At 61.7% G+C, this 14,601-nt stretch carries 13 protein-coding genes and 2 tRNA genes; 11 read left to right on the forward strand and 4 right to left on the reverse strand.

The annotated features are described in order from the left end of the window. Positions 1–50 precede the first annotated feature (50 nt). The gene (locus tag ACP7EG_RS24800; protein WP_010397237.1) at positions 51–521 is read right to left on the reverse strand and encodes a YhbY family RNA-binding protein; all 471 of its coding nucleotides are present in this window, start codon (positions 519–521) and stop codon (positions 51–53) included. A gap of 42 nt (positions 522–563) precedes the next feature. Between ACP7EG_RS24800 and ACP7EG_RS24805 the strand changes: the two genes are divergently transcribed. The 6 genes from ACP7EG_RS24805 to ACP7EG_RS24830 all read left to right on the forward strand — a co-directional run bounded on the left by ACP7EG_RS24805 (position 564) and on the right by ACP7EG_RS24830 (position 5,988). Next, entirely contained in the window at positions 564–1,247 is a 684-nt protein-coding gene (locus ACP7EG_RS24805; RefSeq protein ID WP_096234939.1) for an RlmE family RNA methyltransferase, read from the forward strand. A gap of 203 nt (positions 1,248–1,450) precedes the next feature. Then, entirely contained in the window at positions 1,451–3,334 is a 1,884-nt protein-coding gene (gene ftsH / locus ACP7EG_RS24810; protein ID WP_071077941.1) for an ATP-dependent zinc metalloprotease FtsH, read from the forward strand. 116 nt (positions 3,335–3,450) lie between these two features. Then, complete coding sequence (gene folP, locus ACP7EG_RS24815) at positions 3,451–4,284, forward strand: dihydropteroate synthase (protein ID WP_426089715.1); 834 nt, start codon at positions 3,451–3,453, stop codon at positions 4,282–4,284. Positions 4,285–4,324: 40 nt separating this feature from the next. Further along, entirely contained in the window at positions 4,325–5,662 is a 1,338-nt protein-coding gene (gene glmM, locus ACP7EG_RS24820) for a phosphoglucosamine mutase (RefSeq protein WP_426089716.1), read from the forward strand. An 80-nt stretch (positions 5,663–5,742) separates the two neighbouring features. Next, positions 5,743–5,819 (forward strand) — tRNA-Pro (locus tag ACP7EG_RS24825). Between the two features lie 94 nt (positions 5,820–5,913). Further along, positions 5,914–5,988: transfer RNA gene (locus ACP7EG_RS24830), tRNA-Arg, on the forward strand. Positions 5,989–6,058: 70 nt separating this feature from the next. Here the strand turns inward: ACP7EG_RS24830 and ACP7EG_RS24835 are convergent. The 3 genes from ACP7EG_RS24835 to ACP7EG_RS24845 all read right to left on the reverse strand — a co-directional run bounded on the left by ACP7EG_RS24835 (position 6,059) and on the right by ACP7EG_RS24845 (position 7,854). Further along, entirely contained in the window at positions 6,059–6,238 is a 180-nt protein-coding gene (locus tag ACP7EG_RS24835) for a hypothetical protein (RefSeq protein ID WP_426089717.1), read from the reverse strand. 159 nt (positions 6,239–6,397) lie between these two features. Next, positions 6,398–6,964 (reverse strand): PEP-CTERM sorting domain-containing protein, encoded by a 567-nt coding sequence (locus ACP7EG_RS24840; RefSeq protein ID WP_426089718.1) that lies wholly within the window; start codon positions 6,962–6,964, stop codon positions 6,398–6,400. A 317-nt stretch (positions 6,965–7,281) separates the two neighbouring features. Beyond that, complete coding sequence (locus ACP7EG_RS24845; protein WP_242428456.1) at positions 7,282–7,854, reverse strand: GbsR/MarR family transcriptional regulator; 573 nt, start codon at positions 7,852–7,854, stop codon at positions 7,282–7,284. Between the two features lie 117 nt (positions 7,855–7,971). On the opposite strand from ACP7EG_RS24845, the gene cydD reads away from it, so the two are divergent. The 5 genes from cydD (at position 7,972) to cydX (ending at position 14,350) form a co-directional block, all read left to right on the forward strand. Next, on the forward strand, positions 7,972–9,672 hold the full coding sequence (gene cydD / locus ACP7EG_RS24850; protein ID WP_426089719.1) for a thiol reductant ABC exporter subunit CydD: 1,701 nt from the start codon (positions 7,972–7,974) through the stop codon (positions 9,670–9,672). Continuing rightward, positions 9,669–11,351, forward strand: a complete 1,683-nt coding sequence (locus ACP7EG_RS24855) for an amino acid ABC transporter ATP-binding/permease protein (protein WP_426089720.1) — start codon at positions 9,669–9,671, stop codon at positions 11,349–11,351. Before cydD ends, ACP7EG_RS24855 begins: the two co-directional genes overlap by 4 nt. Before the next feature lie 105 nt (positions 11,352–11,456). Then, positions 11,457–13,034 carry a cytochrome ubiquinol oxidase subunit I gene (locus ACP7EG_RS24860; RefSeq protein ID WP_426089721.1) on the forward strand — a complete coding sequence of 526 codons (1,578 nt, stop codon included), beginning with the start codon at positions 11,457–11,459 and terminating at the stop codon, positions 13,032–13,034. A gap of 13 nt (positions 13,035–13,047) precedes the next feature. Beyond that, positions 13,048–14,202: a cytochrome d ubiquinol oxidase subunit II gene (gene cydB, locus ACP7EG_RS24865; protein ID WP_426089722.1), complete on the forward strand. Its 1,155-nt coding sequence runs from the start codon at positions 13,048–13,050 to the stop codon at positions 14,200–14,202. A 22-nt stretch (positions 14,203–14,224) separates the two neighbouring features. Then, positions 14,225–14,350, forward strand: coding sequence for a cytochrome bd-I oxidase subunit CydX (gene cydX / locus ACP7EG_RS24870; RefSeq protein WP_070258990.1), 126 nt, complete (start codon positions 14,225–14,227; stop codon positions 14,348–14,350). Positions 14,351–14,601 lie beyond the last annotated feature (251 nt).

Below are 14,601 nucleotides of genomic sequence, written 5' to 3' on the forward strand. Positions count from 1 at the left end.
CCGCTTCTTGCTTCAAGCCCGGCAGCCTTGCGGTTGCCGGGTGAACAGGCTTACTTGCTGCCCAGTGCGCTTTTCTTGGCGCTTTTCTGACGTGGCTTGGCACGCTTGATGGAACCGCCTTCGGTAACGCGCTCATTGCCCTTGATCATGACTTTCGTCACGCTGGGGCGCTTGGTGCCGCTGGCGCTGGCCTTGACGATGGTCACTTCGCGCATGCCTTTGCCGGCGCTGACCTTCTCCTTAACCACTTCTTTTTTCGGACGGTAGATTACCAGCAGTTTGCCAATATGTTGTACCGGGGCGGCGCCGAGATTGCCGCAAATCGTATCGTACATTCCGACGCGGGCTTCGCGGTCGTCGCCGAACACGCGGACTTTAATCAGACCGTGCGAATCCAGGCCAAGGTCGATCTCTTTGAGTACAGCAGGTGTCAAGCCCGCTTCGCCAATGATGACGATAGGCTTCAGCGCGTGTGCTTCGGCGCGCAGTGCGCTGCGCTCTACGGGTGTAAGTTTTAGCATAATAATATTTAGTAATTCCCTTAAAAGCAGTATTCTACGCGAATGGCAAAGAAGAAATTAAACAAAAACTGGTTGCACGACCACATAAATGATCCTTATGTGAAGTTGGCGCAAAAAGAGGGCTACCGCGCCCGGGCAGCATACAAGCTCAAAGAAATCGATGAAGACGAAAAACTGATCAAGCACGGACAGGTAATTGTCGACCTTGGTTGCACTCCTGGCAGCTGGGCCCAGTATCTGCGGCGCAAGCTGGCCGGCAAGGACGGCGGCGGGGTCAATGGTACCCTGATTGGCCTGGACATGCTGGAAATGGAGCCGATCGCCGATTTCCACTTCATCCAGGGCGACTTCCGCGAAGCGCGCGTGCTGCGCCAGCTGGAAGTGGTGTTGCAAGGACGCAAGGTTGACGTGGTCCTGTCGGACATGGCGCCGAATCTGTCGGGCATCGCCACGGCGGACGCTGCGCGCATGGAACATCTGATTGACCTGGCCATCGAATTTTCGCAATTGCATTTGAAACCATCGGGCGTCTTGTTGGTGAAATGCTTCAAAGACATGGGTTTCAGCCAAATCGTGGAGAAATTCCGCGCTGAATTCAAGGTCGTGGTGCAGAAAAAGCCCAAGGCCAGCCGCGATAAATCGTCAGAAATCTTCCTGATGGGGCGTGGCCTCAAGAATCCGCTGAAAAATGCCGTGCAAGAAGATGATTCCGCCCTTGATATTTAAGCGGTAATCCGCACATGGGAACGAGAAGTGCAGTAGCGTCTGATGGCATAAAAGCCTAAATTGTTTATACTGCATTTTTTTTGCGTGAGCGCGGTTTTTTCGCGCGCACGGATCGGCGGGCTTTGGCACGGCCCGCTTATTGCGAGTAAAATCGTGTTTCTAGCTATTGGTAAAGAGATGCGCACTGCATCCAAGGAGTCTTCGTGAATAACATGTTTTCCAAATCTGCCATCTGGGTAGTCGTATTGCTGCTGTTGTTCATGCTGTTCAAGCAATTCGACAGTCATGGCGCCACAGGCGGCAGCAAGGCCATCGCTTATTCCGATTTGCTGGATGAAGTCAAAGCCAAGCGTGTCAAGGATGTCGTGATCGAAGGTTCGTCGATCACCGCCAAGCTGATGGACGACACCAAGGTGCGTACCACCGCCACCAGCCTCGACAAGGGCCTGATCGGCGATCTGCGCGACAATGGCGTGCACTTCGATGTGCGCCCGCCTGAGGAAGCGTCGTTCCTGCAAACTATTTTTGTATCCTGGTTCCCCATGCTGCTGTTGATCGGCGTCTGGGTCTTCTTCATGCGTCAGATGCAAGGCGGCGGCAAGGGCGGGGCATTCTCGTTCGGCAAGTCGAAGGCGCGCATGATGGATGAAGCCAGCAATACCGTCACCTTCGCCGATGTCGCCGGTTGCGACGAAGCGAAAGAAGAAGTCAACGAAGTGGTCGACTTCCTTAAAGACCCGAGCAAATTCCAGAAACTGGGCGGCCGCATTCCCCGCGGCGTACTGATGGTCGGTCCTCCGGGCACGGGTAAAACCCTGCTCGCGCGCGCCATCGCCGGCGAAGCCAAGGTGCCGTTCTTCTCGATTTCCGGTTCCGACTTCGTGGAAATGTTCGTCGGCGTCGGTGCAAGCCGCGTGCGCGACATGTTCGAAAACGCGAAAAAGCATTCACCGTGCATCATCTTCATCGATGAGATCGACGCTGTCGGTCGTCACCGCGGTGCCGGCATGGGCGGCGGCAATGACGAGCGCGAACAGACCTTGAACCAGTTGCTGGTCGAGATGGACGGTTTTGAAGCGAACTCCGGCGTCATCGTCGTGGCCGCCACCAACCGTGCCGACGTACTCGATAAAGCGCTGTTGCGTCCGGGCCGTTTCGACCGCCAGGTGTCCGTCGGCTTGCCCGATATCCGCGGCCGCGAACAGATCTTGAACGTGCACATGCGTAAAGTACCTATCAGTACCGACGTGAAAGCCGATATCCTGGCCCGTGGCACTCCCGGTTTCTCGGGCGCCGACCTGGCCAACCTGGTCAACGAGGCAGCCCTGTTTGCCGCCCGCCGCAGCAAGCGCCTGGTGGAAATGGCCGACTTCGAAGATGCGAAAGACAAGATCTACATGGGTCCTGAGCGTAAATCGATGATCATCCGCGAGGAAGAACGTCGCAATACGGCTTACCATGAGTCCGGTCACGCAGTCGTCGCCAAGTTGCTGCCAAAAGCCGATCCAGTGCACAAGGTGACGATCATGCCGCGCGGCTGGGCCCTGGGCCTGACCTGGCAGTTGCCGGAACACGATAACTTGTCCGCCTACAAGGACAAGATGCTGGAAGAAATTTCCATCCTGTTCGGTGGCCGCATCGCCGAAGAGATTTTCGTGGGACAAATGTCCACCGGTGCGTCGAACGACTTCTCGCGTGCCACCAAGCTGGCCCGCTCCATGGTGACCCGCTTCGGCATGTCCGACAGCATGGGCGTGATGGTCTACGAAGACAGCGAAAACGAAGGTTTCTTCGGTGGCGCCACCAAGACGATCTCGGAAGCGACCCAGCAAAAGGTCGATGCTGAAATCCGCAACATTCTCGACAAGCAATATGCTTTGGCGCGCACTTTGCTGGAAAGCAACCGCGACAAGGTCGAAATGATGACCAAAGCCTTGCTGGAATGGGAAACCATTGATGCAGAGCAAATCAATGACATCATGGCCGGCCTGGAGCCGCGTCCACCGAAAGTCATTCCGCCACGCCGCAATGCGGGCGGTGACAGCGGCACGGGCGGCATCTCGCCAAACGTGACGGCGCCAGCCTGATAGCGACCACTGCTTGCCAGGTGGCGTGCAGTGGTATCGTAAGAGCGAGGGTAAGGAGCGATCCTTGCCCTTTTTCGTTGCCGCAGCAGTTTTTTCCTGACGACTAAAAGATTCACATGCGATACTATTTACAATTCGGCCGTTTCGGCTTCAACCTGTCCGGCACGCAGGCGCTGGTGATGGGCATCCTGAACATCACGCCCGATTCCTTTTCCGATGCGGGCCAGTATCAACACCTTGAATTTGCCCTCTCGCGCGCCGAGCAGATGATAGTCGACGGCGTCGACATCATCGATATCGGCGGCGAATCGAGCCGCCCCGGCGCGCCGCCCTTGCCGTTGCCGGACGAGCTTGCGCGCGTCATGCCGGTGCTGTACGCCATGCGCGACTGCGGCAAGCCCCTCTCCGTCGATACCTATAAACCCGAAGTGATGCGCGAAGCCATCCTGGCGGGCGCCGACATGATCAACGACATCAACGCTTTTCGCGCGCCGGGCGCCATCGAGGCCGTGCAGGACAGTGATTGTGCGCTGTGCATCATGCACATGCAAAACGTGCCAGAAACCATGCAAGCCCAGCCGCAGTACGAGGATGTGGTGCGCGAAGTCACCGACTTCCTGCGTGAACGCATCGACACCCTGACGGCGGCCGGCATCGACCGAGAGCGCCTGTGCGTCGATCCCGGCTTTGGTTTCGGCAAGACGGTGGAACAAAACTATGCCTTGCTGCGCGCCACGCGCCAGTTGCGCAGCGAGCTGGGCTTGCCCGTGCTGGCGGGCCTGTCGCGCAAGTCGATGATCGGCGCCGTCACGGGACGTCCCGTCGAGCAGCGCCTGGCTGGCAGTGTTGCCGGTGCGCTTGCTGCGGTAGCGCAAGGTGCAGAAATTATCCGTGTGCATGATGTAGCTGAAACCGTCGATGCACTGAAGGTCTGGCGCATGGCACACTGAGCCTGTAAGATTTATCATAAACAACAAGAAGAGAAATACGATGACGCGTAAATATTTTGGCACCGATGGCATCCGCGGTCTTGTGGGCACGGTCCCGATCACCCCCGATTTCGTCATGCGCCTCGGCTACGCGGCCGGCAAGGTACTGGCCAAGTCGCAAGGCGGCAAGGCACGCCCGACGGTGCTGATCGGCAAGGACACGCGCATTTCCGGCTACATGCTGGAAGCGGCGCTGGAAGCGGGCCTGTCGGCCGCCGGCGTGGATGTGATGCTGGCCGGCCCCATGCCGACGCCGGCGATCGCCTACCTGACGCGGGCGCTGCGCCTGTCGGCCGGTGTTGTCATTTCCGCCTCGCACAATCCCTATCATGACAATGGCATCAAGTTCTTTTCCAGCCAGGGCACCAAGCTGCCCGACAGCGTGGAACTGGAAATCGAAGCGGCGCTCGACGAGCCCATGGCCTGTGTACCGTCGGACAAGCTGGGCCGCGCCAAGCGCCTGGACGACGCCCAGGGCCGTTACATCGAATTTTGCAAGAGCACCTTCCCGAACGAGCTGGACTTGCGCGGCCTGAAGATCGTCGTCGACTGCGCGCATGGCGCCGCCTACCATATCGCGCCGCACGTGTTCCATGAGCTGGGGGCGGAAGTCATCGCCATCGGCAACAAGCCCGATGGCTTCAATATCAATGCGGGCTTCGGCGCCACCGCGCCCAAGGCCATGGCTGAAGCCGTCGTCGAGCACGGCGCCGACCTGGGCATCGCCCTCGATGGCGACGCCGACCGCCTGATCATGTGCGATGCCACGGGTCGCCTGTATAACGGCGACGAGCTGTTGTACGTCATGGTCAAGGACCGCCTGGCAACGGGCCCCGTGGCGGGCGCCGTCGGCACCTTGATGACCAACATGGCGCTGGAAGTGCTGTTCAAGCAGCAGGGCATCGGCTTTGCGCGCGCCAAGGTGGGCGACCGCTACGTGCTGGAAGTCATGAAGGAAAAGGGCTGGATACTGGGCGGCGAGGGCTCCGGCCATCTGCTGTGCCTGGACCGCCACACGACGGGCGACGGCATCGTTTCCGCGCTGCAGGTCTTGTCCGCGCTCAAGCGCAGCGGCCAGAGCCTGCAGCAATGCCTGGCCGAACTGGTGCTGTTCCCGCAAACCCTGATCAACCTGCGCGTGGCGCCCGGTTTCGACTGGCAAAAAAATGCCGCCATGGTGGCCGAAAAAGAATTGGTCGAGGCCGAACTGGGCGACACGGGCCGCGTGCTGATCCGCGCATCGGGCACCGAACCGTTGATCCGCGTGATGGTGGAAGCGAAGGACAAGGGCCAGGCCGAATCGATGGCGCGTCGCATCGCGGATAAGGTCGGTGTGTAAGGCAAGCGCCGATAGTTTTTTCCATCTAATTCGTCTATGGCAATTGACGAAATTGGCTGGGGGCGTTATTATCTTGTCTTCGGAGTGTGGCGCAGCCCGGTAGCGCACCTGGTTTGGGACCAGGGGGTCCAAGGTTCGAATCCTTGTACTCCGACCAAAGTCATAAGCGGGCTGTCAGAAATGACAGCCCGTTTTCTATTCCGCGCTGGCATTTCATTGCTGGCGCGCATGGATTAAAATACTGCACCTTTCCGCCCATCGTTCAACGGATAGGACAACGGTCTTCTAAACCGTGAATGGGGGTTCGATTCCCTCTGGGCGGACCAGTTTCATACTGGCCACGGCTTGCGCCATGCGGCCGCAATCTTCTCTCTTCCTGTCTGTCAGCACGCGGCCCTAAGGTTGCGCAAACAGCACCACGATCAGCAAATACAGCAGCGGCACCGCGCACAGCAGCGCCGAGCATACCGAAACGATTTTTTTGTTGGCCAGTCGGGCCAGACGCAGCCGTTCCCGCACGGGCAAGTGCTGGCGGATCACGCTGCGCGCGCGTGGCTGAAACGGTTGTTCGTGCATGAGATCTCCCTTGTCGATCAGCAGTTGATGCTGTCGAGCATAGCGAGGGGGGTCTAAAAATGGTGTAAACAGTGGGCCTGGCGTCGCAAGCGCGGCGTAAAGATGCGGCTGGCATTGAGGGCGGCAGCGGGCGCTGGTACGCCGCTGCCGTTATGCGGCTTACTTTCCCTGGCGGCGGCGTGCCAGGAAGCCCAGCATGCCCAGACCTGCGAGCAGCATGGCATAGGTTTCAGGTTCCGGCACGGCGGAAATGAAGGCCCTGTAGTTGCTCAGATCTTTGGGCAGGCCCGCTATCGTGAAAGTGGTGCCGGCGGCCACGGGTGCGGCCCAGTGGAATACCAGTTCGCCCTGGCCGAAGTGGATGGCCAGATAGTCATAGGCGGCCGCGCTCGTATAGGAATTGACGCCAGCGCTCCAGCCTGCCGTGGTGCCGGCAGTGCAGCCCGAGGTGGCGTTGTCGCAAAACGAGACGGCGGCGCCCAGGCTGCTGCCGAACACGCCATTGATGTAACCCTGGATGGCCGCAGGACTCTGCGGCACCAGATTATCGTCATAATATTTCACCTGCAGTGCCGGCGATGGTGAATACGTGACGGTGCTGGTGGCGATGACGAAACCGCTGGCCGGACCCACGTCGATCCATGTGGCAGCATGTGCCAAGCCCCCAAAGGCCGTAAGGGCGGCCAGTATGGATGCCTTGATGGCAATGTTCTTTACGCTTTTCATGAAAACCCCCTTGTGCTTGAGACAGTCGCTTCATAGTGTCGGGGCGCGTCCCTGCATGCCGGGGAAGTCATCCCGTTGCCCGTTTTTAGCTGCTTTTAAGTATTTCCTGCGCGTAGCGAATACGCAAATGAAAGCTTACTCTTGATATAAATTAATACAATTTTAATAATTCTATTGGTTCACTTGATAACATCGTATATGGCTATGTTTGACTGTGCCAGCGATAGCCAGCATGACGTTGGGAAATGGCGTGACAAAGCGCGCCAGTTGGTGCTAAGGCATTACCTGGCGGCGTCTCGGCTTTGGGGGAGGGGGCTTCAGTCGTTGTTGTTGCTGACGCCAAACAGACGGTCCTTGGCGTTGAGCAATTTTTGCACCTTGGCGCCCATTTTCATCAGTTGCGCCATCGATTCGGGCGACAGGCGCTGCAAGTCGTCGAACCAGGTGTTGGCCAGGTCGACCAATTCATACATTTCGCGCATGCGCTCCTGCGCATACTGGTCCACGGGTTCCGTGGCTGGCGCCAGCAGCGATTCGCGCAGCACCGTCAGGGTGGGCGCCACTTCGCGGCGGCGGCGTTCGGCGGCTACCACGCGGAAGATTTGCCACACATCGCCCAGAGACGAAAAATACTCGCGCCGGTCGCCGGGGATGCGCGACTGGCGGATCAAGCCCCAGCCCTGCAATTCCTTCAAGCCGATGCTGACGTTCGAGCGTGAAAAACTCAGGTGTTCCGCGATTTCGTCCGCGTGCAAAGGATGCTCCGCGACAAACAACAAGGCGTACACTTGTCCCACCGTACGGTTAAAGCCCCAGCGGCTGCCCATCTCGCCGAAATGGCTGACAAAGGTCAGGATCAGCGGCGTCATGTGGATATTTTGAGTTTTCATAATTATCTGAATTTTTTCACGCCACACCCGCAGGGTCAATTGATATATGTCATGTTTCGCAGTATTATACAAAAAATCGAATTTACAGAAAATTCTGAAAACTCAAAAAGTATAGAGATGCCGACCACGCCACTGTCCTTGCCCCGCTTTATCCTTCCCCGCGCCGCCAGCCTGGCGCAAGGTGGCGCCGCCTTGTTGTGGCTGCCACAAGCGGCCTTGCTGGCCTGGGCCGTGCAAGCCATGCTGGATGGTGCACCGTGGCGCGCGGCCCTGTTGCCGGCCGCTGGCGTGCTGCTGCTGGGTGTGCTGCGCGCCGGCGGCGAAGCGTGGGGCGCGCGGCGCATGTACGCGGCGGCGCGCGCCCATCTGACCACCTTGCGTGCGCAGGTGGCGCTAGCGCTGGCGCAGCGTTCGCCGCTGGACCGCCAGCGCGCGCAGTCGGGCCAGGCGGCCAGCGTCATCGCCGAGCAGGCCGAAGCCATCGTGCCGTATCTGGTGCGCTACAAGCCGGCGCGTTGGAAAGTGCTCACCGTGCCGCTCGTGATCCTCGCCGTCGTGACGCCGTTGTCGTGGATCGCGGCCTTGATCCTGCTCATCGCCGCGCCCCTGATTCCCGTCTTCATGGCCCTGGTGGGCATGGGCGCGCAAGCGGCCAGCCGCGCGCAGATGGTGGAAATGGGCAGCATGAATGCCTTCCTGTTGGACCGTCTGCGCGGCCTGGCCACCCTGCGCGCGCTCGACGCCGTCGACGCCACGGCCGAACGCCTGGACGCCTCGTCACAATCCGTGCGCCGGCGCACGATGGTGGTGCTGCGCATCGCCTTTTTGTCGTCCGCCGTGCTGGAACTGTTTTCCGCGCTGGGTGTCGCCATGGTGGCGGCGTTTATCGGTTTCTCCTTGCTGGGTAGCATCAATTTCGGCACCTGGGGCCGCGAACTGAGCCTGGGACAGGGCTTGTTCATCCTGCTGCTGGCGCCCGCATTCTTCGAGCCCCTGCGCGAACTGGCCGCCGTCTGGCACGACAAGGCGGCCGGCGAAGCGGGCCTGGCCGGCCTGCACGACCTGGCGGGCGAGGGCGTGCCCCTGCCAGGCTTTGGTGTGGCAGTGGCTGCTGTTTCCGCCGCCGCCATGGCGGTGGCACCGCCACCGGCCGTCGACATCCATCAACTGCGCTTTGCCCACCCCGGCGAAGCGCCCGTATTCGAGGGCTTCGACTTGACGGTGCGCGCCGGTGAACACGTGGCCCTGCTGGGCGCCAGCGGCGCCGGCAAGAGCACCTTGCTATCCCTGCTGGCCGGCTTGCTGCCCGTCAGCGATGGCGAGATCCGCATCGGCGGCGTGCGCCTGACAGACAGCACCGTCAATACCTTGCGCCAGCGCATGGCCTGGATGGGCCAGCGCCCGCACGTGTTTGCCGCGTCCGTCAGCCAGAATGTGACCCTGGGCCGCCTCGGTGCGAACGCTGCGCAGGTGACGCAGGCGCTGCACCTGGCCGACCTGGCTGCCGTGGCGCAGGCGCAGCCGGCCATCATGCTCAGCGATGGCGGCCAGGGCTTGTCCGGCGGCGAAGCCGTGCGCCTGGCCCTGGCCCGCGTGGCCCTGCATCCGCATGCGGACCTGCTGCTGGTCGATGAGCCGACGGCCCACCTGGACAGCGAAACGGCGGCGCGCGTCACGGACGCCTTGCTGGAATTGGCCAAGGGCAAGACGATGCTCGTCGCCACGCACGACCCCGTGCTGGCCGGCCGGCTGCAGCGCGCGGTGCAGGTCGATGTCCGGGCGCAGGCACAGGAGCACGAACAGGAACAGCCAGCATGAAAAACTCCCGCATATCGAACCCCGTCCTGCGGCAATTGCTGCTGGCCCAGCCCGGCAAGCTGATCGGGGGCGCCATGCTGGCGGCCCTGACGGCGGTGGCCGGCATGGCCTTGTTGGGCTTGTCCGGCTGGTTTATTACCGCCACCTCGATTGCCGGCCTGCATGCCTCCACGGCCGTGCTGTTCGACGTGTTCGGCCCGTCGGCCGGCATCCGCTTGCTGGCCATCGGCCGCACGGGCTCGCGCTATGCGGAGCGGCTCGTCACGCACGACGCCACGTTCGCCGCGCTGGCCAGCATCCGCGTGCAACTGTTCCGTGGCTGGACGCGCCCGGAAGCGGCCAGCCGCTTGCTGCGCCAGCCAGCCAAGCTGCTGTTCCGCCTGACGGCCGATATCGACGCGCTCGAATCGCTGTATTTGCGCCTGCTGGTGCCGGCCTTTACGGCCCTGTGCGTGGCCTTGCTGGCCGGCGTGGCGCTGGGTGTGATGCAGTGGCAGCTGGGCCTGGGTCTGGCCGCGTGGCTGCTGCTCGCCGGCGGCGGCATCAGCTGGGTCGTGGCACAGCGTGCCCGCCGTCCCGCCATCGTGCGCTCGCGCGCCATCGAAAAATTGCGTTCCGGCACCATCGACCTGGTGGCCGGCCAGACGGATTTGGTGATGGCGGGCCGCATCAATGCCCAGTGCGCCGCGCTGGGACAGATCGACCGCTCGCTGGCGCAAGCCGATTTCGCCCTGCTGCGCCTGGAGACGGCGGCCGGCGCCGCGTATGGCGTGGCTGGCAGCGCGACCCTGGCAGGGGTGCTGCTGGCCGTGGCCGCGCTGGTGCAGCAGCAAACGCTGAACGTGCCGCTGGCGGCGCTGGCCCTGCTGATCGCCCTGACGGCCGTGGAACCGTTTGCGGGCTTGCGCCGTGGCGCGCTGGAAGCGGGCCGCATGCTGCTGGCCATGCGCCGCCTGGCGCCGCGCCTTGACGGCAATGAGGTGGCGCTGCCGCCCTTTGACGCCGCACCGGGCTTGCGCCTGGAACACGTCAGCGCCGCGCATGCGGGCAGCAATAATGCCATTTTGCATGATATTTCCCTGCACATCGCCGATGGCGAGCGCGTGGCCTTGATCGGCCCCAGCGGTGCGGGCAAGTCCACCTTGCTGGCCATCGCCGCGCGCGAGCTGGCGCCGTTGTCGGGAACGGTGGCCGCGCCGCGCGCCTGTTTGTTCACCCAGAAGACGGAATTGTTCCAGGACAGCCTGCGTGACAACCTGCGCCTGGCCGACCCGTCCGCCAGCGATGCGCAGCTGTGGGCGGCGCTGCAATCGGCCGGCCTGGATGAGGAAGTGCGGGCCTTGGCGGGCGGCCTCGACACCCAGCTGGGCGAGGGCGGCCTGGGCTTGTCGGGCGGCCAGGCGCGGCGCCTGGCGCTGGCGCGGCTGTTCCTGCACGAATCGACCTTGTGGCTGCTGGACGAAGCGACGGAAGCGCTGAATGCGGAGGTGGCCATCGACGTCCTGCAGCGCCTGCGCGCGCGCAGCGACGGACGCAGCTTGCTGATCGCAACCCACTTGCGGCGCGAAGCGGCGCTGGCGGACCGGCTGGTCAGCCTGCGCGATGGCCGCATCGTCGGTGACGCGCGCCGGGGCACAGCCGCCTTCGAGGCGGCGTTGGCCGGCTTGCGCGGAGATTGATGGGCGGGCGGCACAGCCCGATAGCTTACAGCAGCAGAAGCTATCGAACAGCCGCATGTAGATACCAGGTTTACACTTACAGTAGGGAAACACCAAGGAAATCATATGGACTTCGATATTGTCGCTTTATCCAGACTGCAGTTCGCGCTGACAGCTCTGTACCACTTTATATTCGTTCCGCTGACGCTCGGCCTGTCAGTGATCCTCGCCATCATGGAGACGGTTTACGTGATGACGAACCGCCCCATCTGGCGCGACATGACCAAGTTCTGGGGTGTCTTGTTCGGCATTAACTTCGCCATGGGCGTAGCGACGGGCATCGTCATGGAATTCCAGTTCGGCATGAACTGGAGCTATTACAGCCATTATGTGGGCGACATTTTCGGCGCGCCGCTGGCCATCGAGGGACTGATGGCCTTCTTCCTGGAAGCGACCTTCGTCGGGCTGTTCTTCTTCGGCTGGGACAAGCTGTCGAAGCGGGGCCACCTGATCACCACCTGGCTGGTGGCCATCGGCTCGAACTTCTCGGCCCTGTGGATCCTGATCGCCAACGGCTGGATGCAAAATCCCGTCGGCGCGGCCTTCAATCCGCAGACCATGCGCATGGAAATCACGGATTTCGGCGCCGTGCTGACGAATCCCGTGGCGCAGGCGAAATTCGTGCATACGGTGTCGGCCGGCTATACGGCCGCGTCGATTTTCGTGCTAGGTATTTCCGCCTGGTATCTGCTGAAGGGTCGCCACGTGCAGCTGGCCAAGCGCTCGATGACGGTGGCCGCCTCGTTCGGCCTGGCCGCCACCTTGTCGGTGGTGGTACTCGGTGATGAAAGCGGCTACCTGTCGTCCGAACATCAAAAGATGAAACTGGCCGCGATTGAGGCCATGTGGACCACGGAGCCGGCACCTGCCGCCTTCACGGCCTTCGGCTTCCCTGACGCGAAAGCGCGCGAGACGCATTACGCAGTGCACATCCCGATGGTGATGGGCCTGATCGGCACGCGTTCGCTGACGACGGAAATCCCCGGCATCGAGCAACTGGTCGACCGCGGCGAACTGCTGATCAAGGATGGCATCAAGGCGTATGACGCGCTGCAAACCATCCGCAGCGTGGCGCCGGGCGCACCCGTGCCGCAGGACGCGAAGGACATGTTCGAGTCGAAAGGCCAGTCCCTGGGCTATGCCTTGTTGCTGAAACGCTACGTCGATGACCCGCGCCAGGCCACGCCCGAGCAGATCCGCAAGGCAGCGCTCGACACCGTGCCGCCCGTGGGACCCTTGTTCTGGTCCTTCCGCGTGATGGTGGGCCTGGGCATGTTCTTTATCTTGCTCACCGGCACTTTCTTCATCCTGTCGACGCGCCGCACCCTGGACAAGCACCGTTGGCTGCTGAAGCTGGCCGTGTTCGCCATCCCGCTGCCGTGGGTGGCGATTGAAGCGGGCTGGATCGTGGCCGAAGTAGGCCGCCAGCCGTGGGTCATCGAAGGCGTGCTGCCAACGGCCGTGGCGGTCTCGAACCTGGGCGCGACCACCTTGCTCATCACCATTGCCGGCTTTGCCGCCATCTACACCGTGCTGTTGATTATCGAAATGAAGCTCATGCTCAAGGCCATCCGCAAGGGGCCGGAAGAGACGGCGCCGGCCCCCGTGCCAGCGGCCGCAGCCATTCATACTCAACGCGCCTAAGGAGGGCAAGACCATGATTTTGCATGAAATGATTTCTTACGAAACACTGCGCCTGATCTGGTGGCTGCTGATCGGCATCTTGCTGGTGGGCTTTGCCATCACGGACGGCTTCGACCTGGGCACGGGCATATTGCTGCCGTTCGCCGGCAAGACGGACCTGGAACGCCGGGTCATCATCAACAGTATCGGTCCCGTGTGGGAAGGCAATCAGGTGTGGCTGATCCTCGGCGGCGGCGCCATCTTTGCCGCCTGGCCGCAGCTGTACGCCGTCTCGTTCTCGGGCTTTTACCTGGCCATGTTCGTCATCCTGGTGGCGCTGATCGTGCGTCCCGTGGCGTTCAAATTCCGCAGCAAGCGCGAAGACCCGCGCTGGCGCGCCCGCTGGGACGCGGCCCTGTTCGTGGGCGGCTTCGTGCCGGCCCTGATCTGCGGCGTGGCGATCGGCAACGTGCTGCAGGGCGTGCCGTTCCGTTTCTCGCCAGACATGCACATCTTCTATGACGGCACGTTCTTTGCGTTGCTCAACCCGTTTGCGCTGCTGTGCGGCCTGGTCTCGGTGGCCATGCTGGTGATGCACGGCGCCACCTGGCTGCAGCTGAAAACGGACGGCGCCGTGGCTGACCGTTCGCGCCGCTACGGCAGCGTGGCGGCGATTGCGACAGTCGTGCTGTATGCGCTGGCCGGCGTGGCCCTGTGGCTGTGGGTCGATGGCTACCGCATCAGCAGCGCGGTGGTGGTCGACGGGCCGTCGAACCCGATGCTGAAAACGGCGCAAGTGCACGTGGGCGCCTGGTTCCTCAACTTTGCCGCCCATCCGTGGACCTGGATCGCCCCGGCCTTCGGCTTGCTGGGCCCCCTGCTGGCGTTTGTCTTCCTGCGCGCGCGCCGCGAAGTGCCTGCCTTGCTGGCCAGCGCGGCCAGCATCGCCGGCATTATCCTCAGCGTGGGCGCGGCCATGTTCCCGTTCATCCTGCCATCGTCGATCGACCCGCGCGCCAGCCTGACGGTGTGGGATTCCTCGTCCAGCCACATGACCCTGTTCATCATGCTGGTCGTCACGGCCGTCTTCATTCCCCTCATCGTGGCGTACACGACCTGGGTATATAAAGTACTGTGGGGCAAGGTTGACGGCAAAGCCATCGAAGACGAAACCGGTCACGCTTACTAAGAATTAAGGAAAGGAAATAATTATGTGGTATTTCGCCTGGATACTGGGTCTTCCGCTGGCGGCGACGTTCGCCGTGCTCAATGCGATGTGGTATGAAATCGCCGATGGCGACACGACGCCCGAGCAATACCGTGACACGCCGAAGTAGGCGCGTGTCGGCTTGACTGGCCCCGCCCGGCGCGATGGTTTCACCATCGCTGCCCGGCGGGGTTTTTTTATGGTTTTTCACGGATTGCCGGGAAGCAACCACAGCAATAAGAAAGCGGTGAAGAAAGGATAATTTGTTGTGCGACAACACAGAACTCGTCGCCGTGCCGGTAGAACCGCACTGAGATGCACATCTCGCATCACTGCAGTTAAATATATGTGAGAGTAGTGTCACCTCAGTAGGTGAGCCAG

It is taken from the genome of Janthinobacterium sp. PSPC1-1 (assembly GCF_049897625.1).
Taxonomy (GTDB): domain Bacteria; phylum Pseudomonadota; class Gammaproteobacteria; order Burkholderiales; family Burkholderiaceae_D; genus Janthinobacterium; species Janthinobacterium tructae.